Below are 24,593 nucleotides of genomic sequence, written 5' to 3' on the forward strand. Positions count from 1 at the left end.
TGTTATTTTTCCAATCAGCTGACGATTCACCGCACGAAGCTGGACAAGGCGGACATGCTGTACGAAAATCATTTGGGAGAGCTGCTTTCCCCACCGAACGCAGAAACCCTGGAAACACTGCCGGAATTGACGGCAAATACATTCCGGGTTTCAGAGGAGAAAACAGATATTGTGTTTCCGGGACTTGGCTGGGTGAGCATTTCCGGTAAGGGGGCTGCTGTTACTGCCTATAGTCCAAAAGGAGCGCCAGCGGCCATTCGGCCATCATTGCTTTAGGGGGAGATAAACATGTCACACAATTTTGCACTTATCGGCTACCCGGTTGAGCATTCCCTTTCGCCATGGATACACGAACAATTCATGACGAAAGCTAACATAACGGGAACGTACAGCAAAATAGAAATCAGCCCACAGGTTCCGTTTGCTGGGGTGCTGAACCGTTTAAAAGAAAAGAACTTGGACGGCTTTAATATCACTTTTCCATATAAGCAAACGATTATTCCATTTCTTGATGAGCTGGATGAATCTGCAAAGGCAGTTGGAGCAGTGAATACCGTGCTTTGCCGCGAAGGGAAATGGATCGGCTATAACACCGATGGCATCGGTTATCTAAGATCACTCGAGAACAAATTTCCCGAGCTGATTAAAGATAAAGAAAAACGGATATTGTTAATTGGCGCCGGCGGGGCTGCCCGGGCAATTTACCATGCACTGACAGAAGCGGGATGCCTGCATATTGATATTGCTAACCGAACACGTGAAAAAGCAGAGGAACTCAGCAGCAGTATAAGTCCTGGCCATTTGCCGCGTACCTTGTCGATGGAGGAGGCCCCGTCTTTAGCCGGAAACTATGATCTGCTCATACAGACTACCTCTGTCGGAATGAAGCCGGATATTGGCAGGGTAGTCTTTCCGCTGAATAATCTAAAGGATGAGGCAGTGGCAAGTGATATTATTTATCAGCCGCTGGAGACGGCTTTTCTTAAACAGGCCAAAGCTGCAGGTGCAAAGATTCATTTTGGACATACGATGCTGCTTTATCAGGCACAGTATGCCTTTGAAATATGGACCAAACAGCGACCATCCACTTTAGAAATGGAAGAGCAATTACAACAGAGATTGGAAGGAAGATAAGATGTTGACAGGAAAACAGAAACGATTTCTCCGTGCCGAGGCCCATTCATTAAAAGGCATTTTTCAAGTGGGCAAAACAGGGGTAAATGAAAATATGATCACCCAAATTCAGGAAGCTTTGGAAAAACGGGAATTGCTGAAGGTAAGTGTGCTGCAAAATAGCCCGGAGGATAAGGACACCGTTTCCCGGCAGCTTGCCGAGGGGACAGGTGCAGAGGTGGTTCAGGTCATTGGCAATACAATTATCCTCTACAAAGAATCAGTTGAAAACAAACAGATTAAGCTTCCATAAAGGAGTCAGGCATGAGAAAAATCGGCATACTCGGCGGCACATTTGACCCGCCCCATATCGGGCATCTTGTTATCGCGGAAGAAACGAGAGTGCAGCTTGACCTGGAAGAAATCTGGTTCATGCCTTCCAACACTCCTCCGCATAAAGATGCTGCAAAAACAGGGGCTGAGGAACGATCGGAAATGGTAAAGCGAGCGGTCAAAGGAAATCCGCACTTCCGGTTGAATACGATAGAAACCCATCGTTTAGGAAAATCATACACATTTGATACAATGAAGGTACTGCGCGCGGAGCATCCGGATATCTATTTTTATTTCATTATCGGTGCCGACATGGTGGAATACCTGCCGCACTGGGATCGGATTGACGAGCTGCTCGAGCTTGTGCAGTTTGTTGGAGTAAAGCGGCAGGGATATTCTTTGTCCACAACTTATCCGATAATAGAAGTGGATGTACCATTTGTCGAGATATCATCGACCATGATCCGGGAGCGCATTAGAAACAAACTGCCGATTCGGTATCTCGTAACGGAAAGTGTAAATGAATATTTGAAGGAGCAGCAGTTGTATGAAGATAGATGACATCATTTTGCAGGTTAAACCGCAGCTGACAGTGGAACGCTTTGAACATACATTAAGAGTCAGGGACACTGCGGCAGAACTTGCAGAGAGATATGGGGAGGACAAGGAAAAAATAGAACTTGCGGCGGTTTGCCATGATTATGCCAAGTACCGTCCACTCGATGAAATGAAACGCTGGATTATCCAGAGCACCCTGCCAAAGGACTTGCTTCATTACCACCATGAATTATGGCATGGCCCGGTTGGAGCGATTCTCACGGAGCGGGAGCTGGGAATTAAGGATCCTGGTATACAAAGTGCCATCCATTACCATACAACAGGACGGGCGAATATGAGCAAAATGGAAATGATTATTTTTTTAGCAGATTATATTGAACCCGGGAGACAGTTCCCTGGCGTTCAGGAAGTGCGGGATGCAGCAGAGGAAGACCTGCTGAAGGCATGCTGGCTAACCTCCAGAAACACGGTCCGCTACCTGATGAAAAAAAATACGCTTGTTTACCCGGACTCCTTCCATGCATACAATGATTTAACAAGAAAAATAAATGGAGGTCATTAATTAATGGACAACAAACAGATTATTGAACTTGCTGCCCAGGCATGTGACGACAAACGAGCGGAGGACATTGTCGCACTCGATATGGAGCAGGTTTCTCTGGTGGCGGATTATTTTCTGATCTGCCATGGGAGCAATGAACGGCAAGTGCAGGCGATTGCCCGCGGAATTAAAGAAACGATGGATGAAAATGACATCGAAGTTGGCCGGATAGAAGGTCTGGAGCAGGCGCGCTGGGTGCTGGTTGACCTTGGAGATATCGTCTGTCATGTTTTTCATAAAGATGAGCGCTATTATTACAACTTGGAGCGTCTCTGGGGAGATGCGGAAGCTGTACAGCTACAGGTAGGCCAGGAAGGATAATCATGGCTTATCAGAAAATGGCTCACTTATATGACCGTTTGATGGAGCATGCCCCCTATGATGGCTGGCTTGAGTTCACCTTAGAGGCAATCCGTGAATCGGGAAAAAAAGTGGAAACAATCACGGATCTTGGCTGTGGCACAGGAGAAATTACGGTGAGGCTTGCCAAAGCGGGTTTTTCGATGACGGGGGTTGACTATGCTGAGGATATGCTCAGCATGGCAGCAAGTAAAGCAGAACAGGAAACCATTAACTGGGTCTGTCAGGACTGGAGAAGTCTCCATGGTTTGACAGAAATGGATGCAGCAGTGAGTTACTGTGATGTGGTGAATTATTTGACTACAGAAGAAGACTTGTACCAGGCGTTTCAGCATACGGCCGATTTATTAAAACCAGGAGGATTGTTTATCTTTGATGTTCACTCCCTGTCCCATGTATATAACGATTTACAGGATGAGACATTTGCTGATGTAACCGATGATGCCTCCTATGTATGGTTTTGCTCGGCAGGGGAAGAACCGGGAGAAATGCATCACGAGTTGACATTTTTTGCCCGGAATGGAGATAAATATGAGCGATTTGATGAATATCATCATCAGCGAACTTATCCAATTGCATTTTTTTTGCAGCTTTTGGCGGAAACAGGTTTTGAAAATGTGAAAGTGTGTACTGATTTTTCCTTAAAAAATGAAATTTCGGCAGAGGAATCGGAGAGAATCTTTTTTATAGCGGAGAAAAGGTCGGGATAAGACAAAATTCCTGATCTTTTATTTTTTTGCAGGAATTGCCGGGGAAGGTGTCGAATAGAAGTGATGGAGAAAGAAAATCCCTCCTTTAAAATCTTCATAAGGACGTGATCCCCTTGATGGAAATCCTCAAAAAACATTCCTTTTTTATTATCATTGCTGTTCTGGTAGTTGGTTTTCTTCTGTTCACCGGAGGCAAAGACAGCAAGGACACCACGGACTTTACTGCTGTTTCCAGTGCGTCGGAGGATTCATCAGCTGAGTCTTCATTGACTGAATCAGAAGAAGCGCCGGCAGAGACAGTGACCATGGTGGATGTCAAAGGTGCGGTGGTCTCACCCGGCGTATATGAAGTAGATCCATCCTCCCGGGTGAATGATGTGATAAAGCTGGCTGGCGGTTTTACCGAAAAAGCTGCTAAGTCTCAAGTCAACCTCGCGCAAAAAGTCCAGGATGAAATGATCATCCAGATACCCGAACAGGGAGATCCGCAGCAGGCAGGCACAGCAACTATAGCTGGGTCCGGAAAAATCAGAATCAATTATGCGGAACAGGCGGAAATAGAAGAATTAAACGGCATCGGGCCCTCCAAGGCTGCGGCGATCATTCAGCACAGGGAAGAGCACGGTCTTTTTCAAGCGGCAGAGGATTTGCTTGATGTGCCGGGTATCGGTGAAAAAACTCTGGAAAATCTGCGGGAAGATATTCAAGTTCCGTAAACCATTGACGGCAGGAAACAGAAAACAGTAAACTGAGAAAAAGTGCTTGCGGAAGGAGAAAGTTTTACATGAAAAGAATATCGTGGGATCAGTATTTTATGGCACAGAGCCGGTTACTGGCATTAAGGAGTACATGCACAAGGCTAATGGTTGGTGCAACGATTGTCAGGGATAAACGAATCATTGCGGGGGGGTACAACGGGAGTGTTTCCGGCAGTGTCCATTGCATGGACGAGGGCTGTTATGTCATTGACGGGCATTGTGTACGCACGGTCCATGCCGAAGCCAACGCATTGCTGCAGTGTGCCAAGTTTGGCGTGCCAACAGAAGGTGCAGATGTTTATGTCACCCATTTCCCTTGTCTGCAATGCTGCAAGCAGCTGATCCAAAGCGGCATCCGTACCGTTTATTACGCAGAAGATTATCACAACCATCCATATGCTATTGATCTGTTTAAAGAAGCAGGCGTGACAACCCGTAAAGTCGAGGTTAATGAATCGGCCGTTGACGCAAACGCACCAGAGAAAAAGCAGCTGGTAGAGAGTTTGCTGGAGAAACTGGAACACGATCAGGAAAATGAAAAAGATATCAGCGAACTGCGCAGCGAGGCTGAAAAGCTGTTTAAGATATAAGGCTGTTTTTATCGCAAAATACTTAAACTGTGACATAACTTAGCTATCGCTGCGGAAAGCGACTGCCCGCAGCGGAAATCAACGAGCACTTTGTAACAGAAATTTTCTCACCGATAACTTATGTCCCAGTTTCCATCAACTGCGAAAGAAAATCTAAAAACAAAAAGGTGAATACATTGAGAGGTTATTGGCATATTTATGCGCTGGCTGCAGCAATGAGCTTTTTGACCATCCTGGTTGACAATTATTGGTTTATTGCCGGTTTCTTGCTGTGGCTCTGTTATTTATATAAGAAAGAGCGATTGGGAAAAGGCCATTTCGTGGTCTCGCTTGCCTTCTTTCTATTTTTCCTCAACTATTTTCCGGTACTGGAAGATATTAAAATTCCTCCGCCTTCAGAGAACCTTCAGCATCAGGGGAAAATAATCAGCCCTGTCACAACAACCCCAGAAAAAGTAGAATTTATCATGCAGGAATCAAACAGCGAAACAAAAACAGCAGTAGTGTATTTTCCTGAAGAAGAATCACCCGAAGCACCTGCAGAATTTGCTTATGGTGCGTCCTGTATCGTGCAAGGTGAGATGGAATTGCCGCCAGAGGCCCGCAATCCCGGACAGTTTGATTACCGTGAATATTTGCTGACCAAAGGGATTGCCTATCAAGTGGTCGTTGACTCAATCGATGCCGTGACATGCGAAGACTCTTCGTTTTTACAGCGAATTTACACACTGAGAGAGCGTTTACTGTCCCATGTCAGCGGAACGTTCAGCCAGGAGACGGCAGCCTGGATGAGGGGGCTGGTTCTCGGGGATGATTCACATATCAGCGAAGAGACCATTGAACTGTTTCAGCGCTGGAGTCTTTCCCATGTGCTGGCGATTTCCGGGTTGCATATTGGTCTGGCAGTCGGCTTCGTTTACTTCCTGCTGATTAAATTAAATCTCTTCACAAAAGAAAAAGCGCAATGGTTTCTGATTTTTTTCCTCCCTGTTTATACCGTTGTGGCCGGGGGAGAGCCTTCCATTCTGCGTGCAGCCTCGATGGTTCTCTTGTTTATCCTGCTTAATAAGTTAAAGGTCAAAATGCTTCCAAGTGATGTCATCAGCATCGTATTTCTAATCTTGATACTTGCGGATAGCTATATGATTTACCATGTCGGGTTTCAGCTGTCATTTGCTGTAACGTTTGGCTTGATTTTATCGGCCAAACTGCTTTCAGAAACGAAGCAGCCTTTCTTTCAGGTGCTGCAGATCGGCTTTGTGGCGCAGCTGATGATTCTGCCGCTTCTTTTTGCTTATTTTTCCTTGTTCCAGCCGCTGTCAATTCTCCTGAACTGGCTGGTTGTACCGTATTTCTCCGGATTTGTGATTCCGTTTATGTTTGTGCTGCTCCTCTTTAGTCCGCTTCCTTTTCTGCCTGGTATTATGGATACCTTATTTGTCCGTTTAAATGAACTGGTGATTGATATGATCGCCTGGGTGGATGTGAACTTCAGTTATCCGTGGATAATGGGATCGTTGCCGCTTATCTTTGCGGTATTATACTATGTGTTGCTCTATTTTCTGATGAAATATCTGCAGGAAGGCAAGCCGGATATGTCCTTCAAATACGGGATTGCTATAACCGCTGTGGTTATTGCGGTGATGCTGAAACCGTATTTCTCCCCCGAAGGCAGAGTGACAATGCTGGATATTGGCCAGGGAGATTCATTTGTTATTGAGCTGCCTTACCGGAGCGGAGTGATGCTGATTGATGCTGGTTCCAAGTACTCATTTACTGATATGCAGCCGACCGAAAACGTTTATGAACAAATCATCAAGCCCTATTTATATTCGCGCGGGATTAGGGAAATTGACGCGGTTTTTATTACCCATGAGGATATCGACCACGCAGGAAGCCTTCGTTTTATACTGGAGGAAATGCATGTTGAAAATCTGTTTATCAGCCCGCATAATCAGACGACTTTAAAACAAATACAGAAGTCGGAGCATGACACCACTGTTCAGGTAATCGACCAAGGCGATCAGCTGACCATCGGCTCTCATCGGTTTGAAGTTCTTGCACCAGAAGAAGACCAGCGTTCTGCCAACGAAAATTCCCTCGTGCTGCATTCCCAAATCGGCGGAAAGGACTGGCTGTTTACCGGAGACATTGGCAGCAGTCAGGAAAGAGTGCTTATCCAAAAATATCCTAATTTGCCAGTCGATGTGCTGAAAGTAGCACACCATGGCAGCAACACATCAACAGACCCAAGTTTTCTTGAACATATTTCTCCGGAGTTTGCCCTTATCCCGGTGGGGGTGGAAAACCAATTTGGCCATCCGGCACCAGATGTTGTGGAGGCAATAGAAAAAGAAGGTGCCGTGATTTTGCGCACCGATATAGACGGGGCCGTGCAGTACAAGTTTATTGGGAGCGAAGGAACATTTTACCGCTACCTGCCATAGGTTAAGGTAGTGAGAAAAGCATTTACGCTACGCAAAAAAGAGACTGTCTAAGGTTCAGTCTCTTTGTCCGCCTGTCATTTCACATATGCTGCCTAATGATTAGTTTGCGACACTGATCACAACACCAATGGCAAAGATGAGCATAAAGAAAACAAACGAGGCTGTAAATCCAACAATGGCACCTGGCACATCGTGGTTGTTTTTTGATTGCGGATTTTTTTCAAATTCGTTCACTCTTTACCCCTCCTATGTCACCATAAGTATAAGTTATTTTGTAAAAAAAATCCACCAATGACTAATGTTTTTCGCAAAAGTCATCACCATTTTTAGAAAGACTTAACAACTATACTTTTCGCTCCAGCAGGAAATTCTATAGATGAAAGCCAATATCGTTTAAATAGCAGTTTCTAGGGCTGCGGATTTAAACGTTGATATAGATTTTCCGGGGGAAATTCCTGCATGTTTTTCCCCCTTCCTGTGTTAATCGGGTTGCGATTCATTCTGATCCCATTTATCATATCATTATACCTTGTAGGAGTGATGATATGTCATACATCGAAGTGACCAGCCAGCTGAAAAAAGGAAATATTTCTCCTGTATATTTACTATACGGGACTGAAACTTATTTTATACAGCAATTAAAGCGGCAAATTACGAACACCGTACTGAATGGCGATGAGGACAACCTTTCCATGTATGACTTGGTCGAGACGCCAATAGAAGAAGTTATTGCAGATGTGGATACATATCCTTTTTTTGGCGAACGTAAACTGGTGATCGCCAGTAATCCAGGATTTTTGAAAGGGAAACCGGACAAGCTGCCATTCGAGCATGATCTCGAGGCATTGGACCGCTACCTTAAATCTCCCGTTGATTACTCCGTTCTCGTCTTGATCGCTGAATATGAGAAAATCGATGAACGGAAAAAAATCAGCAAGAGCTTGAAGAAACATGCAACGTTAGCTGACTGCCAGCCGATTAAAGAATATGAAGTGAAAAAATGGATTCAGACACTTGCCGGCCAGATTGGAGTCAGAATAGAAGAAGACGCCAGTACTGTTATGGAAGCAGAGTTGTCCGCCAACTTGCATCTCTTGGAAAATGAATTGGCTAAAATCGCTATGTATACAGGGGAAAATGGTGTGATCACAAAAGAGATTGCCCGCGATATGGTCGCCAGGACAGCGGAGAGCTCGGCACTCAGGCTGGTTGATGCAGTTATTGAACGGAATCTGCACCAGGCAATTGCCATTTATAAAGATCTGGAAAAACAGAAAGAGGAGCCGATCGCCATGATCGGATTGCTTGCCTTTCAGTTCCGCACCATCCTAAGGGTCAAACTGCTGAGGCAAAAAGGCTATAGCCAGGGACAAATGCAAAAGCAGCTTGGGCTTCACCCATACGTAATCAAAATTGCCATGCAGCGGGAAAAGCAGTTTTCACTGGAGAAACTAAAAAGTATTATGGACCGGCTGGCAAATGCTGATGCCGTCATGAAACAGGGCGGAATGGAAAAAGGATTGGCATTTGAATTACTGTTATATGATTTAATCAGCTCCAAAGCAAAAGCAACTGTTTAGGGAAATTGGGCTGGGCTGTATTATATGTTTTTGCAAATAAAAAAAACGATCCGTTTCGGGATCGTTTTTTTTGTGTTTTATGCTCCGAGGCTGTTGACTTTTTCAGCCAGACGGGATTTTTGACGGTTGCCGTTATTTTGGTGGATGATTCCCTTTTGTACGGCTTTATCAATTTGCTTAAAAGTAGTGTTAAGCGCTGATTTGGCATTTTCCGCGTCGTTTGCTTCAACGAACTTCTCCACACGTTTGACATTGGAGCGCATTTCGGATTTTTGTGCCTGATTGTTTGCGCGCTTTTTGTTGTTGACATCCACACGTTTAATTGCTGATTTAATATTCGCCATTGTTTCACCTCCTAAAACTCTTCCTGTTTCGCTTGACGTATTGTTATATTGCACATCGAAAGCAATGGCATAGCCTGCGCTTTTGTTCCTCGACAGAAATATTTTACCAGAGCAGCAGGAGGTTTTCAACAGCTTCTTTTTGCAGGCACATGTTTTTCCGGGAAATGTTCATTCTATAAATAAGAAAGATCAAGGAAAGGTGGATGCCAAATGGAAGAAGAACAAAAAGTACCATATCAGGTCCGCACCGATTTGGCGGTGGAAGCCAGGGATATGTATGTAGAGTCGGAGGATAAATCTGAGCAGGAAGAAATCAAGGGAATCACCATTAAAGAACGGGAAGAAAATAACATTAAAATCTCCTATGTGGAAATCGATGAAGAAGGAGAGAAAATGCTTGGCAAAAAAGCTGGTGCCTACGTGACGATTTATGCCGACGGGGTAAAACGGCAGGATACGGCGAGGCAAGAAGCCGCGGCGAAAATACTTGCCAGGGAGCTGGAGAAACTGATTGCCGATAATGGCATTTCCAAAGATGCAACCGGGCTGATCGTAGGTCTCGGGAACTGGAATGTGACCCCAGATGCTTTAGGCCCGATGTCGGTGGAGAAAGTGCTGGTTACCAGCCACTTGTTCAAAATGGAGCACGAATCCGTTTCGGAAGGCTATCGGCCGGTAGCTGCGGTTACACCAGGAGTGATGGGCGTAACGGGGATGGAAACAAGTAACATTATTTTCGGGATTGCAGAGAAATTTGAACCGGATTTTGTGATCGCGATTGATGCCCTGGCATCAAGATCCATCGAACGGGTGAATGAGACGATTCAGCTGTCTGATACGGGGATTCATCCGGGGTCCGGTGTAGGGAATAAACGAAAGGAAATAAGCAAGAAAACACTGGGAATTCCAGTTTTTGCAATTGGAGTTCCGACGGTAGTCGACGCCGTCACTATTACCAGCGACACGATCGATTTTATTCTGAAGCATTTCGGACGAGAGCTGAGGGAAAAAGATCAACCCTCCAAAGCCTTGGCACCGGCTAGTATGTCCTTTGGAGACAAGGAATTTACGGAGGAAGATCTCCCGAGTGAAGAGCAGCGGAAGACTTTTCTCGGGGTCGTCGGCGGACTGTCCGACGAAGAAAAAAGAAAGCTGATAACGGAAGTACTCACACCGATTGGCCACAATCTGATGGTTACGCCCAAAGAAGTGGACGGATTCATGATTGATATGGCCAGTGTGATCGCAAATGGCGTAAACGCTGCGCTGCATGAGCGGGTGGATGTCAATAATTTCGCGAGCTATGCAAGATAGAATCTTGCATAGCTCTATTATTTTTTTATAGCGGTTCTACTTCCTGAGTGAAAAACATAGAGATGAACCAAGAGACAACTTCAGGAGGGTTGAACCAATGTGGCAAGGAAATCATCAGAGCCGGGAAAATCTGCGTATACCCCTTTTTTTCCGCAGGGGGGCGGTGTATCTGATCTGTATTATTGTACTATTTGTATCGATCAGCATCATGACCACGATCAAACCGGCTTATCGAGTTTCATCACAAATGATTACCGAATGGACCAGCAATATAGACAGCTCAATCTTTTTAAATTTAATAGGAATGGAAAATAGAGCCTTTAAACAGGCACTTCCGGAAGAACAGACATTTCCTGATCTTTCGTCCACTTTATTTCAAGTGGCGACAAGTGTACAGCCAAATGACCCGAGAAGTCTTCTGGGGAAGGAACTGCCAGGGTTTTCCACATTTGACTCTAGAATCCTGATTGCTGGAGAAGGCACGGATTATACCAACCTGCCGATGGAATCTTCTCCGCCGCTGGAGGAAGTGCTAAAGGAGAGGGAGGCGGTGCTGGAGGAAGAGGAGCTGGCCGAGCCGGTACCTGAACAGGAAGGCACACCTACTACTGGAGAGCGTGATGTGGTGTTTATCTATAATTCGCACAACCGGGAGTCTTTCCTTCCACACTTGCCGGGGGTCACGGATCCGAATCGGGCACAGCACAGGGAAGTCAATATTACCAAAGTGAGTGATCGGCTCGCCAAGGGAATGGAGGCAAATGGGATTGGCACCAATGTCAGTGATACAGATGTTGTGGCTATGCTGAATGATCGGGGAATGACCCATGCACAGTCCTATCAGGCTTCCCGCAATGTAGTGGAAGAGGCATTTGCGTCAAATGATGATTTGACTTATATATTCGATCTGCACAGAGATTCGGTTTCCCGTGATATCACCACCACCGAAATCAATGGGGAAGTTTATGCGAGAATTATGTTTGTCGTAGGAGCAGAACATGAAAACTATGAACAGAATCTTGCACTTGCCACAAAATTTCACGAAATGATTGAAGCAAAGTATCCCGGCTTAAGTCGGGGTGTTCTAGCCAAAGAAGGAGCTGGAACGAACGGTGTCTTTAACCAGGATTTGTCGGGAAATTCTCTCTTGGTTGAATTCGGCGGAGTGGGAAACAAGCTTGAGGAACTGTACAGGTCAGCAGATGCGGTTGCAGATGTTTTTGCTGATTATTACTGGGATGCAGAAGCAGTAAATGCAGAAGAATAGGAGGCGGTAAGAATGGGACGATTTCTCATCGCAGCATTGCTCTTAGCGGTATTTTTTCTGGTCGGAGCGCTTTATGGAATGGACCGAAGCATGGTTAGCGGAATAGATCAAAGGGATGCAGAGGTTCCAGTGCTGGAACAACCTCAAGAAGAGCCGGAAGTAATTGAGGAACCGGTGATTGCTGCGCCGGTGGAAATGGAAGGACCAGTACCTCTCACACAAAAAGCTGCCTCGCTGCTGGAGACGGTTGTTAAAGGTTTCTATGAAGTGATTGTGACAATCCTTTATCAGATTTCTCAAGTTTTTGTTTAAACGTTGAGCGTTTGCCTTGAAGGTTCTTTTCCGAAGACCTCATAAATAATAGAAGACGTGACCTGGCCTGCCGCTGCGGAAATACCCTTCGCTTTCCGCGGGCGCTGGTGAGCCTCCTTGTGCTGTCGCACTGCGGGGTCTCACCTATGCTTACCATCCCGCAGGAGTCTTCGGGTATTTCTTCCGCTGGTGATGCGCTTTGTTAAATTAAACAGCAGCTATGCACTCTGTAGATAGTTGATTGGAGCGAAGGGCATCCGACTCCTGCGGGAGAGCACGAGTCTGAAGACCCCGCAGGAAGTGGTGAAAAGGATGGAAGGCTAAGATCGCGACGTCCTGTCGCAATGCCTTCATGACTAACATCCTGTTAGCCCGAGGCTGAAGCCGTGCCCGCGGAAAGCGGATGCCCGCAGCGGAAATCAACAAGCACTTATGTAACTTTTGAAAACAGCCATATTGAATAAACCTGCTTCTATTGCTATAATCAATCCTAGTATTGCCAAAGAAAGTGTTTTACTGGCAACGGACGATATCTGGGAGTGAACAGCACGTATGACGAATAAAAAAAGAAATGTACGCAATTTTTCAATCATAGCACATATTGATCATGGCAAATCGACACTGGCAGACCGGATTTTAGAAAAGACCAAAGCGCTTACCCAAAGGGAAATGAAAGAACAATTCCTTGATGCAATGGATCTGGAGCGGGAAAGAGGCATCACCATCAAATTGAACGCCGTGCAGCTGGAGTATACCAGCAAAAGCGGAGAAGAATTTATTTTTCATCTGATCGATACTCCTGGGCATGTTGACTTTACTTACGAGGTGTCCAGAAGTCTGGCTGCCTGTGAAGGGGCGATTCTGGTTGTTGATGCCGCACAGGGCATTGAAGCGCAGACATTGGCAAATGTTTACCTTGCTCTTGATAATGAGCTGGAAATTATCCCGGTGATTAACAAAATCGATCTGCCCTCAGCAGAACCGGAAAGGGTTAAACAGGAGCTGGAGGATGTAATTGGCATTGACAAAGATGATGTCATTCTTGCCTCGGCAAAATCCGACATTGGAATTGATGAAATTCTGGAACGGATTACTGAGGCAATTCCGGAACCGGCTGGCAATGAAGCAGAACCGTTGAAGGCGCTGATTTTTGACTCCCTTTATGACCCTTACCGCGGCGTGATTGCCTATGTTTGTATCAAAGAAGGAAGTTTAAAACTCGGCGATAAAATCAGGATGATGGCAACAGGAAAAGAATTTGAAGTCAATGAGATCGGTGTTTTCACCCCGCAGCCTGTAAAAAAAGACCTGCTCAACGTCGGGGATGTCGGATATTTGACAGCATCGATTAAAAATGTTGGTGATTCCCGTGTCGGGGATACGATTACCCATGTGGAGCGGCCTGCTGTAGAAGCCCTTCCCGGCTACCGCCGCCTGAATCCAATGGTGTTCTGCGGATTATATCCGACTGACTCGAACAATTACAATGATTTGCGGGAAGCCCTGGAGCGTTTGGAATTAAACGATTCTTCGCTGCAATATGAAGCGGAAACCTCCCAGGCGCTTGGCTTCGGTTTTCGCTGTGGCTTCCTTGGATTGCTGCATATGGAAATTATTCAGGAGCGGATCGAGCGTGAATTTGACATTGATTTAATCACAACCGCACCAAGCGTCATTTATGAAGTAGAAAAGACGGACGGAGACACTGTCAACATTGACAATCCTTCTTTCATGCCAGATCCCCAGCAGATTCAGGAAGTGCGCGAGCCATTTGTCAAGGCAACGATAATGGTGCCGAATGAATATGTTGGTGCCGTGATGGAGATTGCCCAGAAAAAACGCGGGCAATTTAAGGATATGGAATATCTGGATGAGATTCGTGTAAATGTTGTCTATCATATACCGCTCGGGGAAATCGTTTATGACTTTTTCGATCAGCTTAAGTCGCACACAAAAGGATATGCGTCCTTTGATTATGAATTAATCGGTCATCAGCCGTCGAATCTGGTGAAAATGGATATTCTTTTAAACGGTGAGACGATTGACGCGCTGTCCTTTATTGTGCATCGCGAATTTGCTTACGAGCGAGGCAAGCAAATCGTCGATAAGCTGAAAGAACTGATTCCAAGACAGCAGTTTGAGGTGCCGGTACAGGCGGCCATCGGCAATAAAATTGTGGCCCGCTCCAACATTAAAGCAGTGAGAAAAGATGTGACGGCGAAACTGTACGGCGGGGATATTACACGAAAACGCAAGCTGCTTGAAAAGCAAAAAGAAGGAAAGAAACGCATGAAAATGGTCGGTTCGGTGGAAGTGCCGCAAGAGGCATTTATGGCCGTGTTGGAAATGAATGATGATTAAAAGATGATTAACTGAGACCAGAAGATAAAAACAGGGGAACCTGACGGCAGATAAGGCCGCCTGAGTTTTCCTGTTTTCTGACGTGGAAACAGATAAATTACTGGTGGGCATGGACAAACCCGTTGCCGACGCATAAAAGGAGGAAGAAACATTGTATCAAGTCCAGGCAGCCTACATCCATATCCCGTTTTGCCGGCAGCTCTGTCATTACTGTGATTTCGTCAAATTTTATTACAATGAACAACTGGCAACCGAATATTTGGAAGCACTGGGGAAAGAAATTCGGACAGCGCTCCCCGGTTCGAACAACCCTATCCGGACGATTTTTATCGGTGGCGGGACTCCAACTGCACTAAATCGGGAACAGTTAATTACCCTGATGGAAACCATTCATCATACCTTTGATGTGGCAGGCTGTGAGGAATTTTCCATTGAAGTTAATCCGGGAGATCTCGATGCTGAAAAGGCCAGTATACTAAAAAGTTACGGGGTGAACCGGATTTCCTTCGGTGTCCAGGTGATGGATGATCACATGCTGAAAAAGCTCGGGCGGCACCACCGGGTAAGTGATGTTTACGATAATATTGACCTTTTACAGCAGCAAAATTTTACCAATATCAGCCTTGATCTGATTTATGCACTGCCTAACCAGACAGTGGAGCATTTCAGCCAATCGCTGGACGAGGCAATGGCGTTTGAGCTGCCGCATTATGCGACATACGCCTTGCAGATTGAACCAAAGACGGTATTTTATCAGCGGCATCAAAAGGGCAAATTGCATCGCCCGCCGGAAGAAGATGAAGTTGCTATGTACGGGATCCTCCGGGACACCATGAAGAAGAATGGAAAAGAGCAGTATGAGATCAGCAATTTCGCCAAACCAGGATATGAGAGCAGGCATAATTTAACTTACTGGAATAATGATTATTATTATGGATTCGGAGCCGGTGCCCATGGTTACCTGCCGGGGGAGCGAATCACCAATATCCGGCCACTGCCTGCCTACATTAAACAAGCTATGAAGGACGGTAAACCTGTACTAAACATTGATGAAATTCATCTGAAGGAACAAATGGAAGAAGAAATGTTTCTCGGCCTCCGTCGTCTGAGAGGTGTGGACAAATCCTCCTTCTCCGATAAATTTGGCATTCCGTTTGACCAGCTGTATCACGCCCCGGTTAAAAAGCTTATCCGGCAGGGGCTGCTGCAGGAATCCAGCAACACGATTCAACTGACAGATAGAGGACTGCTGCTGGCTAACCGGGCAATGGCGGAATTTCTGCTGGAAAACACGGATTTACTGCATGTTTATTGACAAAAAAATAGGGATTTGATAATTTATAAGTAGATTTAGCACTCAAGAGCCTCGAGTGCTAACAGAGGTGATTCTCATGTTAACAGAAAGGCAATTATTGATTTTGCAGGTCATTATTGATGATTTCATTCAGACAGCGCGCCCTGTTGGTTCACGTGCTCTCTCGAAAAAGAACAGCATTCCTTACAGTGCAGCTACCATCAGAAATGAAATGGCCGATCTGGAAGATATGGGTTATCTGGAAAAAACACATTTGTCATCCGGACGGATTCCATCAGAACAGGGGTACCGCTACTATGTGGACCATATGATATCCCCGGTTACGAAATTCAATCAGGATATGAATGTCATTAAGAATTTTATCAATGACGGCTTTTTTGAATTTGAGCAATTGGTGCAGATGTCTGCAGAAGTGTTGTCAGAGCTGACGAATTATACTTCGATCATCCTCGGGCCGGAGTTGTTTGAAACAAAACTGAAACAGCTGCAGATCATCACTCTTTCACCAAATTCAGCGGTTGCTATTTTGGTAACAAATACAGGATATGTGGAGCACCGGTCGTTTTCCGTTCCTGCTGAGATTAACCCGGCAGATTTGGAAAAGATGGTGAACATATTGAATGACCGGTTGCAGGGGGTGCCGATTGTAAGACTGCCGGAAATGTTTCATTCAGAAATCACCGACTTGATGAAGGCATATATTCATGATTTTGACAAATCCTATGATTATTTAAAAGCGGCGTTTCTGCAAGAACAGCCGGTGAAGCTCTATATCGGCGGCAAATCAAATCTTTTAAGACAGCCGGAATTCAACGATGTCGATAAAATACGCGCATTTTATACGATGATTGAAAACGAGAATGAGATGGCTCATTTGCTTAAAGGCACGTCAGGCGGGATCAAAGTGACCATTGGCCATGAAAATAAGGCGGATGCAATTAAGGATTTCAGTCTGATAACCGCTTCCTACCAATTGGGCGGGGATCAGATGGGGACAATCGCATTACTTGGCCCGACACGGATGGAATACCGCAAAGTGATTACCCTGTTGGATGTGTTATCAAATGAAATGACGGATGCCCTGTACCTGTGGTATAAAAACACGGATTAACACAGGTATATATAAACGAATGCAGCAATCTGTTTTTATTCGCGGGTCATTCGTGATAGACTCATTACTGGTTATTTCATATTGGAGGTGGCAGCATGGAGGAACAAGAGAAAGATACAGTTAAGGAAAATGAGAAAAATAAAGATGAAGATGAAACGATAGAAGTGATTGATCCGGAAGATGCGGCAGAGACAGCAGAAGAGCAGGAGGCGGAAGAAGATCCGCTAAATGAAGAAATTGCCCGTCTCGCACAGGAAAAAAGTGAGCTCGAACAGCGTGTGCTCCGCGTACAGGCGGAATTTGAGAATTTTAAAAAACGCACCCGGAAAGATAAGGAAGCAGCCAGCAAGTATAAGTCCCAGGATCTGGTGAATGAATTGCTGCCGGCCATGGACAATCTGGACCGTGCCTTAAAAATGGAGACAACTGAGGCCAATTCCGGCCTGGTGGAAGGAATCCGGATGGTGCAAAATCAGCTGCAGGATGCCCTGAAATCCCAGGGTGTAACTGAGATTGAAGCAGTTGAGAAAGAATTCGACCCGAATCTTCACCATGCTGTGATGCAGGTGGAAGATGAAACACAGGAGTCGAATATGGTAGTGGAAGAATTGCAAAAAGGATACATGCTGAAAGACCGCGTGATCCGGCCGGCAATGGTAAAAGTAAATAAATAATTTTGTCTTTAGCAGCTAAGGAGGAAGAAAAGCAATGAGTAAAATTATCGGAATTGACTTAGGAACAACAAATTCATGTGTAGCAGTAATGGAAGGCGGCGAATCCGTTGTCATTCCAAACCCGGAAGGCAACCGCACGACCCCTTCCGTTGTCGCTTTTAAAAATGGGGAGCGCCAAGTCGGCGAGGTAGCGAAACGCCAGGCGATCACAAACCCGGATACGGTTCAGTCCATCAAACGTCATATGGGTACTGATTATAAAGTGAAGATTGGGGACAAAGAATACACCCCGCAGGAAATTTCCGCAATCATTCTGCAGCATATCAAATCCTATGCAGAAGACTACATTGGTGAAAAAGTGGAAAAAGCTGTCATCACGGTTCCGGCTTATTTCAACGATGCTGAGCGTCAGGCAACAAAAGATGCTGGTAAAATCGCCGGCCTGGAAGTTGAGCGCATTATAAATGAACCAACAGCAGCAGCGCTTGCATATGGTATTGATAAAGAGGATCAGGATCAGACCATTCTCGTTTATGACCTTGGCGGCGGAACATTTGACGTTTCCATTCTTGATATCGGGGACGGCACCTTTGAAGTAGTTTCAACAGCCGGTGACAACCGTCTTGGCGGGGATGACTTTGACGAAGTAATTATTGATTACATGGTACAGGAGTTCAAAAAGGAAAACGGAATTGATTTATCCAAGGATAAAATGGCTGCACAGCGTTTGAAAGATGCTGCGGAAAAAGCGAAGAAAGATCTTTCCGGTGTATCACAGACACAAATTTCTCTGCCATTTATCACAGCGGGTGATGCTGGACCACTTCATATGGAAATGAATATGACACGTGCTAAATTCGAAGAACTATCATCTGACCTTGTGGAACGCACAATGGTACCGACAAGAAAAGCATTGTCTGATGCGGATATGTCAGCAAGCGAGATCCACAAAGTTATTCTTGTCGGGGGGTCCACTCGTATTCCTGCCGTTCAGGAAGCCATTAAAAAAGAAGTCGGCCAGGATCCTTCCAAAGGCGTCAACCCGGACGAAGTAGTAGCTCTCGGTGCCGCAATTCAAGGTGGAGTACTGCAAGGGGATGTCAAAGATGTTGTGCTGCTTGACGTAACGCCACTATCCCTTGGCATTGAAACCATGGGCAGTGTGACAACCAAGCTGATCGAACGCAATACAACCATTCCGACAAGCGCATCCCAAGTATTTTCTACGGCTGCCGATAACCAGACAGCAGTGGACATCCATGTGCTGCAGGGTGAACGGGAGATGGCTGCAGACAACAAGACACTTGGTCGCTTCCAGTTAACGGATATTCCGCCAGCACCACGCGGAATACCGCAGATTGAAGTTTCCTTTGACATCGATGCAAACGGGATTGTAAATGTCCGAGCCAAAGATAAGGGAACAAATAAAGAGCAATCGATTACGATCAAATCTTCTTCTGGTCTTTCCGATGACGAAGTAGAAAAAATGGTCTCAGAAGCAGAAGAAAATGCGGAAGCGGACAAAAAACGCCGTGAGGAAGTAGATCTCCGCAATGAAGCGGATCAGCTCATCTTCACAACAGACAAAACAATCAAAGATCTGGGCGATAAAGTAACGGATGAAGTAAAACAAAAAGCAGAAAGTGCAAAAGAAGAACTGCAACAAGCAATCGAAGCAGATGATATCGACCAGATTAAAGAGAAAAAAGAAAAGCTGCAGGAAGAAGTGCAGCAGCTTTCCGTCAAGCTGTATGAGCAAATGCAGCAGGATGCTCAAGGCGAACAGGGCGAGCAAGGCGCCGACGATGATGTCGTCGATGCAGATTATAAAGATGTAGAAGACGACGATAACAAGAATAAGTAAGCATGAAAAAAGTCAAAGTCAGGATCCTCTTGACTTTGACTTTTTTTGCCAGTTGGAAGGTAAGTATTTTCTGACTGTATAAGTGCCAGGAAATCTTGGCGTACAGCCATACACAGATTCATTTGCCTCGTACTGGCAAATGATGATAAGATAAACTTTATGCAGGAAAGTGTCGGGGAGTGATTTTGAAGTGAGTAAGCGTGATTATTATGAAGTGCTTGGAATAGAAAAAGGCGCCTCCAAAGAAGAAATAAAAAAAGCATACCGGAAAATGGCAAGAAAATACCATCCGGATGTCAATAAGGAGGAAGGCGCTGCAGATAAATTTAAAGAAGCCAAAGAGGCATATGAAGTATTGGGTGATGAACAAAAACGTACCCAGTATGACCAGTTTGGCCATGCAGGTCCACAGGGTCAAGGATTTGGCGGTTTCGGCGGCGGAGCCCAAGACTTTGGCGGCGGGTTTGGCGATATATTCGATATGTTCTTTGGCGGTGGAGGCCGCAGAAGAGACCCGAATGCCCCGCAGCAGGGAAATGATTTGCAGTATACAATGGTGTTGGATTTCGAGGAGGCTATTTTCGGGAAAGACACAGATATCAGTATTCCGAAAGAAGAAACCTGTGAAACATGTGACGGCTCCGGTGCAAAACCCGGAACCAAGCCAAAAACCTGCCCACACTGTGAAGGAGCAGGTCAGCTGAATACCGAGCAGAATACACCGTTCGGTCGGGTGGTTAACCGCAGAGTCTGCCATCATTGTAATGGTTCGGGAAAAATCATCCCGGAAAAATGCAACACTTGCGGCGGCGAAGGTACAGTGAAAAAGCAGAAAAGCATTCACATCAACATTCCAGCCGGTATTGATGAAGGGCAGCAAATTCGTGTACCTGGAAAAGGAGAATCCGGTATAAACGGCGGACCTCCAGGGGACTTGTTTGTCGTGATCCGTGTCCGTCCGCATGACTTCTTTGAGCGGGAAGGGGATCATATTTACTGTGAACTTCCGCTGAATTACGCCCAGGCAGCGCTCGGGGACGAAGTGGAAGTCCCTACCGTCCATGGCAAAGTGATGCTAAAAATTCCTGGTGGCACACAATCGGGAAAAACCTTCCGCTTGAAAGGAAAAGGCGCACCGAATGTCCGCGGATACGGCCAGGGCGATCAGCATGTAGTGGTGAAAATAGTGACACCAACCAAACTGTCGGATCGGCAGAAAGAACTGCTCCGCGAGTTTAATGAAATTGGCGGGAACGAATCGACCAATGAACAGGAAAGCTCCCTGTTCCAACGATTTAAAAACGCATTTAAATAAGATCGTAGTTGATGGAAACTACGACTTAGGCAGCCGCTGCGGAAATACCCCTCGCTTTCCGCGGGAAGCTGCCGAGCCTCCTCGCGCTGACGCGCTGTGGGGTCTCGCCTATGCTTTTTATCCCGCAGGAGTCTCGGGGTATTTCCTCCGCTAACGGTGTGCTTTTTAAAAGCAACCAAAAGTTAGCCACTCTGTTGGTAGTGCTTGGGGCTGACGGCAGTCGACTCCTGTGGGAAAGCCACTGCCTGCAACAAAAATCAACTATCAAGAGTGGTAGTTGATTTAAACAGCATTAGAGTCAAAAACCACATCAGTCAGCGGAGGAAATATACGGAGACTCCTGCGGGAGGAATGGCCTTGGTGAGACCCCGCAGTGCGACAGCACAAGGGGGCTCACCAGCCACCCGCGGAAAGCGTAGTATATTTCCGCAGCGGCGATCATGAAACTCACTGATTTACATCGCAGTTTATAGATGTTGTGATAAAAGAAACATTCTGAAAACAACAGAAATAATTGCCGAAACGGAGGTCTTTTCGACAAACGATGCTGACAGGCAGCATCGTTTACATATAAAATTCCCAAGAAGAAAGGGAGCTTGCAATGAAATGGTCGGAGATTCGTATTCATACCACTAATGAAGCGGTGGAGCCAATTTCCAATATTTTGCATGAGAAAGGCGCTGCCGGGCTGGTGATTGAAGACCCGCTTGATCTCGAGAAAGAGCATGAAACAAGGTTTGGCGAGGTCTATGAACTGAATCCCCAAGAATATCCCGATGAAGGTGTTTATATTAAAGCATATCTTCCCGCCAGTGAATTCTTGCAGGAAACGGTGACAGAAATCAAAGAAAAGGTTAGCAGTCTGCGTCAATATGGTATTGATATTGGAAAAAATACCGTTACCTTAAGTGAAATAGATGAAGAAGAATGGGCAACCGCATGGAAAAAATATTATAAACCTGTCAAAGTTTCCGGTAAAATTACTGTTATACCTACTTGGGAAGACTATACTCCTTCTTCTAATGACGAACTGATCTTGGAACTGGATCCGGGGATGGCGTTCGGTACAGGAACCCATCCCACGACAATGCTGAGTATTCAGGCGCTGGAGCAGTATTTGCAAAAAGATGACCTCGTAATCGATGTCGGCTCGGGATCCGGAGTGCTGAGTATTGCCTCCGTTTTACTGGGAGCAAGCAAGGTATACGCCTATGATCTCGATGATGTGGCAGTAAAGAGTACTACCCTGAATGCCGGGCTTAACAAGCTGGAAAGCCGAATTATCGCAAAGCAGAACAATCTGCTGGAAGGCGTAAATATTAAGGCAGATGTGATCGTCTCCAATATTCTGGCTGAAATCATTGGCAAGTTTGTCGCCGACGCTTGGAACAACCTGACAGATGGCGGGTATTTTATCACATCCGGCATTATCAGCAGTAAAAAACAGTACATTGAAGAAAAATTAAAGCAGCAGGGCTTTAAGATTGTGGAAATCAACGAAATGGATGACTGGATTTCCGTCATTGCACAAAAAGCATAATTTAAAGTTGGTGGTTTTATGCAGCGGTACTTTATTCCTGAAGAGAACTGGAATGCTTCTGAAGTGCATATAACAGGCGATGACGCACATCACATAAAACGGGTGATGCGTTTTCAGACCGGAGACAAGATTATCTGTAATCGTCCGTCCGGAGAGGCGGCCACCTGCCGGATTTCCGATTTAGCGGAAAACGAAGTCCGCGCCACTATTGAAGAGTGGCTTGCAGAATCCGCCGAGCTTCCGATTGAAGTATGCATTGCCCAGGGGCTGCCAAAAGGCGATAAATTTGAGCTGATTCTGCAAAAAGGAACAGAACTTGGTGCCAGTGCGTTTATTCCTTTTCAGGCAGAGCGCTCGATTGCTAAGTGGGATGAGAAAAAAGCGGAGAAAAAGCTGAATCGATTTGCTAAAATTGTCAAAGAGGCAAGTGAACAGAGCCACCGCAGCCGAATCCCACAGATACATAAGCCACTCTCCCTCCAGGAATTGATGGAAGAAACTCAGAAATGGGACAAGAAAATTTTTGCATTTGAGGAAGAGGCAAAGACCGCTAATCACCAGTCATTTGGCAGTATGCTAAACCAAACCGGACCAGGAGAACGTGTTCTTGTTTGCATTGGTCCGGAAGGCGGGTTTTCGCCAAAAGAAGCTGAGCAATTGACCCAAAACGGGTTTCAGCCAGTAAGGTTTGGCCCGCGGATATTGCGAACAGAAACGGCTGCACTGTATGCACTGGCAAGTATTTCCTATCATTTTGAAGAATTGAGGTGTTGATCATGCCGACCGTAGCATTTCACACGCTTGGCTGCAAGGTGAACCATTATGAAACAGAAGGAATTTGGCAGCTTTTTAAGGACAATGGTTATGAACGTGTCGATTTTGACCATGATTCCGAGGTGTATGTGATCAATACATGCACTGTCACAAACACAGGGGACAAAAAGAGCCGCCAGACAATCCGCCGGGCTATCCGTAAGAATCCCGAGGCTATCGTCTGTGTCACCGGCTGCTATGCACAAACCTCTCCAGGGGAAATCATGGAGATCCCCGGGGTGGATATTGTAGTGGGCACCCAGGACCGAAAGCAGATGATCGGTTACATTGAAGAACATAAAAAGACACGGGAGCCAATCAATGGTGTGAAAAACATCATGAAAAACCGTGTGTTTGAAGAAATGGACGTGCCGGAGTTCACCGACCGGACCCGTGCATCATTGAAAATTCAGGAAGGCTGCAATAATTTCTGCACTTTCTGCATCATCCCGTGGTCACGCGGTCTGCTTCGTTCCAGGGATCCGGAAAATGTCGTGGAGCAGGCACAGAAGCTGGTTGATGCCGGATATAAAGAAATAGTTCTGACAGGCATTCATACAGCCGGGTATGGGGAAGACTTAAATGACTATAATTTTGCCATGCTGCTCAATGATCTGGAGACTAAGGTGGATGGTCTGAAACGGATTCGGATCTCATCCATTGAAGCCAGCCAGATTACCGATGAGGTAATTGAAGCACTGGATAATTCGGATAAAATCGTGCGTCATTTGCATATCCCGCTGCAATCCGGTTCAGATTCGGTCCTTGCAAGAATGCGGCGTAAATATTCCAGCGACTATTACAAAGAAAAAGTAATGAAAATCCGTAAAGCATTGCCGGATCTGGCTATTACTTCTGATGTGATTGTCGGATTTCCGGGAGAAACGGAAGAGGAATTCCTGGAAACCTATCAGTTTGTCAAAGAGATTGGTTATTCCGAACTGCATGTTTTCCCATTCTCCCGCAGAACAGGGACCCCGGCTGCCAAAATGAAAGACCAGGTGGAAGATGACGTGAAAAATGGCCGTGTACAGCAAATGATCGATTTATCCGACCAGCTGGCACGTGAGTATGCCGCCGGTTTCCATGACGAGGTGCTGGAAGTAATTCCGGAAGAACATGTTCAGGAAAAAGACGGTTTATTGGAAGGCTATACCGATAATTACTTAAAAGTACGTTTTGCAGGAACTCCTGATATGATCGGGAAAATTGTCCGTGTTAAAATAAATCAAACCGGCTACCCGTATAATGAGGGTACATTTGTACGGATTATGGATCGTGCTACACATGCAAGGGTTAAAGCATCGCAATAA

General features: G+C 45.7%; 24 protein-coding genes and 1 pseudogene. 23 read left to right on the forward strand and 2 right to left on the reverse strand.

Translation table 11 applies throughout. From position 1 onward, the window contains the following. From CEG13_RS18695 to CEG13_RS04090, 10 genes and pseudogenes are all read left to right on the forward strand, one after another. Positions 1–276 (forward strand): annotated as a pseudogene (locus tag CEG13_RS18695) (ribosome biogenesis GTPase YqeH); the annotation flags it as partial. A 12-nt stretch (positions 277–288) separates the two neighbouring features. Beyond that, positions 289–1,134, forward strand: coding sequence for a shikimate dehydrogenase (gene aroE / locus CEG13_RS04050; protein ID WP_100010571.1), 846 nt, complete (start codon positions 289–291; stop codon positions 1,132–1,134). 1 nt (position 1,135) lies between these two features. Further along, a complete protein-coding gene (gene yhbY, locus CEG13_RS04055; protein WP_100010572.1) occupies positions 1,136–1,426 on the forward strand; it encodes a ribosome assembly RNA-binding protein YhbY in 291 nt (96 codons plus the stop codon). An 11-nt stretch (positions 1,427–1,437) separates the two neighbouring features. Then, positions 1,438–2,007, forward strand: coding sequence for a nicotinate-nucleotide adenylyltransferase (locus tag CEG13_RS04060; protein WP_100010573.1), 570 nt, complete (start codon positions 1,438–1,440; stop codon positions 2,005–2,007). Beyond that, entirely contained in the window at positions 1,994–2,566 is a 573-nt protein-coding gene (gene yqeK, locus CEG13_RS04065) for a bis(5'-nucleosyl)-tetraphosphatase (symmetrical) YqeK (protein ID WP_100010574.1), read from the forward strand. The genes CEG13_RS04060 and yqeK overlap by 14 nt, the downstream gene beginning before the upstream one ends. Before the next feature lie 3 nt (positions 2,567–2,569). After that, a complete protein-coding gene (rsfS, locus tag CEG13_RS04070; protein ID WP_100010575.1) occupies positions 2,570–2,926 on the forward strand; it encodes a ribosome silencing factor in 357 nt (118 codons plus the stop codon). Between the two features lie 2 nt (positions 2,927–2,928). Next, complete coding sequence (locus CEG13_RS04075) at positions 2,929–3,675, forward strand: class I SAM-dependent DNA methyltransferase (protein WP_100010576.1); 747 nt, start codon at positions 2,929–2,931, stop codon at positions 3,673–3,675. Positions 3,676–3,791: 116 nt separating this feature from the next. Next, positions 3,792–4,391, forward strand: coding sequence for a helix-hairpin-helix domain-containing protein (locus CEG13_RS04080; protein WP_239984570.1), 600 nt, complete (start codon positions 3,792–3,794; stop codon positions 4,389–4,391). Positions 4,392–4,459: 68 nt separating this feature from the next. Next, complete coding sequence (locus CEG13_RS04085) at positions 4,460–5,023, forward strand: ComE operon protein 2 (protein WP_100010578.1); 564 nt, start codon at positions 4,460–4,462, stop codon at positions 5,021–5,023. Between the two features lie 167 nt (positions 5,024–5,190). Continuing rightward, positions 5,191–7,470: a DNA internalization-related competence protein ComEC/Rec2 gene (locus CEG13_RS04090; protein ID WP_239984571.1), complete on the forward strand. Its 2,280-nt coding sequence runs from the start codon at positions 5,191–5,193 to the stop codon at positions 7,468–7,470. A gap of 99 nt (positions 7,471–7,569) precedes the next feature. Here CEG13_RS04090 and CEG13_RS04095 read toward each other — a convergent pair whose 3' ends face one another. Further along, positions 7,570–7,704: a YqzM family protein gene (locus CEG13_RS04095; protein ID WP_100010581.1), complete on the reverse strand. Its 135-nt coding sequence runs from the start codon at positions 7,702–7,704 to the stop codon at positions 7,570–7,572. 311 nt (positions 7,705–8,015) lie between these two features. Between CEG13_RS04095 and holA the strand changes: the two genes are divergently transcribed. Continuing rightward, on the forward strand, positions 8,016–9,050 hold the full coding sequence (gene holA, locus CEG13_RS04100; protein WP_100010583.1) for a DNA polymerase III subunit delta: 1,035 nt from the start codon (positions 8,016–8,018) through the stop codon (positions 9,048–9,050). A 77-nt stretch (positions 9,051–9,127) separates the two neighbouring features. On the opposite strand, the gene rpsT is transcribed toward holA, so the two are convergent. Further along, positions 9,128–9,394, reverse strand: coding sequence for a 30S ribosomal protein S20 (gene rpsT / locus CEG13_RS04105; protein ID WP_100010584.1), 267 nt, complete (start codon positions 9,392–9,394; stop codon positions 9,128–9,130). Between the two features lie 210 nt (positions 9,395–9,604). Here rpsT and gpr point away from each other — a divergent pair, with 210 nt between their 5' ends. The 12 genes from gpr to mtaB all read left to right on the forward strand — a co-directional run bounded on the left by gpr (position 9,605) and on the right by mtaB (position 24,593). Beyond that, complete coding sequence (gene gpr / locus CEG13_RS04110) at positions 9,605–10,708, forward strand: GPR endopeptidase (protein ID WP_100010586.1); 1,104 nt, start codon at positions 9,605–9,607, stop codon at positions 10,706–10,708. A 97-nt stretch (positions 10,709–10,805) separates the two neighbouring features. Further along, positions 10,806–11,975 carry a stage II sporulation protein P gene (gene spoIIP / locus CEG13_RS04115; protein WP_100010587.1) on the forward strand — a complete coding sequence of 390 codons (1,170 nt, stop codon included), beginning with the start codon at positions 10,806–10,808 and terminating at the stop codon, positions 11,973–11,975. A 12-nt stretch (positions 11,976–11,987) separates the two neighbouring features. Further along, positions 11,988–12,287 carry a hypothetical protein gene (locus CEG13_RS04120; protein WP_100010589.1) on the forward strand — a complete coding sequence of 100 codons (300 nt, stop codon included), beginning with the start codon at positions 11,988–11,990 and terminating at the stop codon, positions 12,285–12,287. 552 nt (positions 12,288–12,839) lie between these two features. Beyond that, entirely contained in the window at positions 12,840–14,648 is a 1,809-nt protein-coding gene (lepA, locus tag CEG13_RS04125) for a translation elongation factor 4 (RefSeq protein ID WP_100010591.1), read from the forward strand. Positions 14,649–14,799: 151 nt separating this feature from the next. Next, positions 14,800–15,963 (forward strand): radical SAM family heme chaperone HemW, encoded by a 1,164-nt coding sequence (gene hemW, locus CEG13_RS04130; RefSeq protein ID WP_100010592.1) that lies wholly within the window; start codon positions 14,800–14,802, stop codon positions 15,961–15,963. 76 nt (positions 15,964–16,039) lie between these two features. Next, positions 16,040–17,074, forward strand: coding sequence for a heat-inducible transcriptional repressor HrcA (hrcA, locus tag CEG13_RS04135; RefSeq protein ID WP_100010594.1), 1,035 nt, complete (start codon positions 16,040–16,042; stop codon positions 17,072–17,074). Between the two features lie 95 nt (positions 17,075–17,169). Further along, on the forward strand, positions 17,170–17,748 hold the full coding sequence (gene grpE / locus CEG13_RS04140; RefSeq protein ID WP_100010595.1) for a nucleotide exchange factor GrpE: 579 nt from the start codon (positions 17,170–17,172) through the stop codon (positions 17,746–17,748). Positions 17,749–17,782: 34 nt separating this feature from the next. Then, positions 17,783–19,612, forward strand: a complete 1,830-nt coding sequence (dnaK, locus tag CEG13_RS04145; RefSeq protein WP_100010597.1) for a molecular chaperone DnaK — start codon at positions 17,783–17,785, stop codon at positions 19,610–19,612. Between the two features lie 190 nt (positions 19,613–19,802). Continuing rightward, positions 19,803–20,927, forward strand: a complete 1,125-nt coding sequence (gene dnaJ / locus CEG13_RS04150; RefSeq protein WP_100010598.1) for a molecular chaperone DnaJ — start codon at positions 19,803–19,805, stop codon at positions 20,925–20,927. A 601-nt stretch (positions 20,928–21,528) separates the two neighbouring features. Further along, positions 21,529–22,467 (forward strand): 50S ribosomal protein L11 methyltransferase, encoded by a 939-nt coding sequence (prmA, locus tag CEG13_RS04155; protein ID WP_100010600.1) that lies wholly within the window; start codon positions 21,529–21,531, stop codon positions 22,465–22,467. 18 nt (positions 22,468–22,485) lie between these two features. Further along, complete coding sequence (locus tag CEG13_RS04160) at positions 22,486–23,241, forward strand: 16S rRNA (uracil(1498)-N(3))-methyltransferase (protein WP_100010602.1); 756 nt, start codon at positions 22,486–22,488, stop codon at positions 23,239–23,241. A gap of 2 nt (positions 23,242–23,243) precedes the next feature. After that, positions 23,244–24,593 carry a tRNA (N(6)-L-threonylcarbamoyladenosine(37)-C(2))-methylthiotransferase MtaB gene (mtaB, locus tag CEG13_RS04165; protein WP_100010604.1) on the forward strand — a complete coding sequence of 450 codons (1,350 nt, stop codon included), beginning with the start codon at positions 23,244–23,246 and terminating at the stop codon, positions 24,591–24,593.

The sequence above is a fragment of the Lentibacillus sediminis genome (assembly GCF_002763455.1).
Taxonomy (GTDB): Bacteria; Bacillota; Bacilli; order Bacillales; family Amphibacillaceae; genus Lentibacillus_D; species Lentibacillus_D sediminis_A.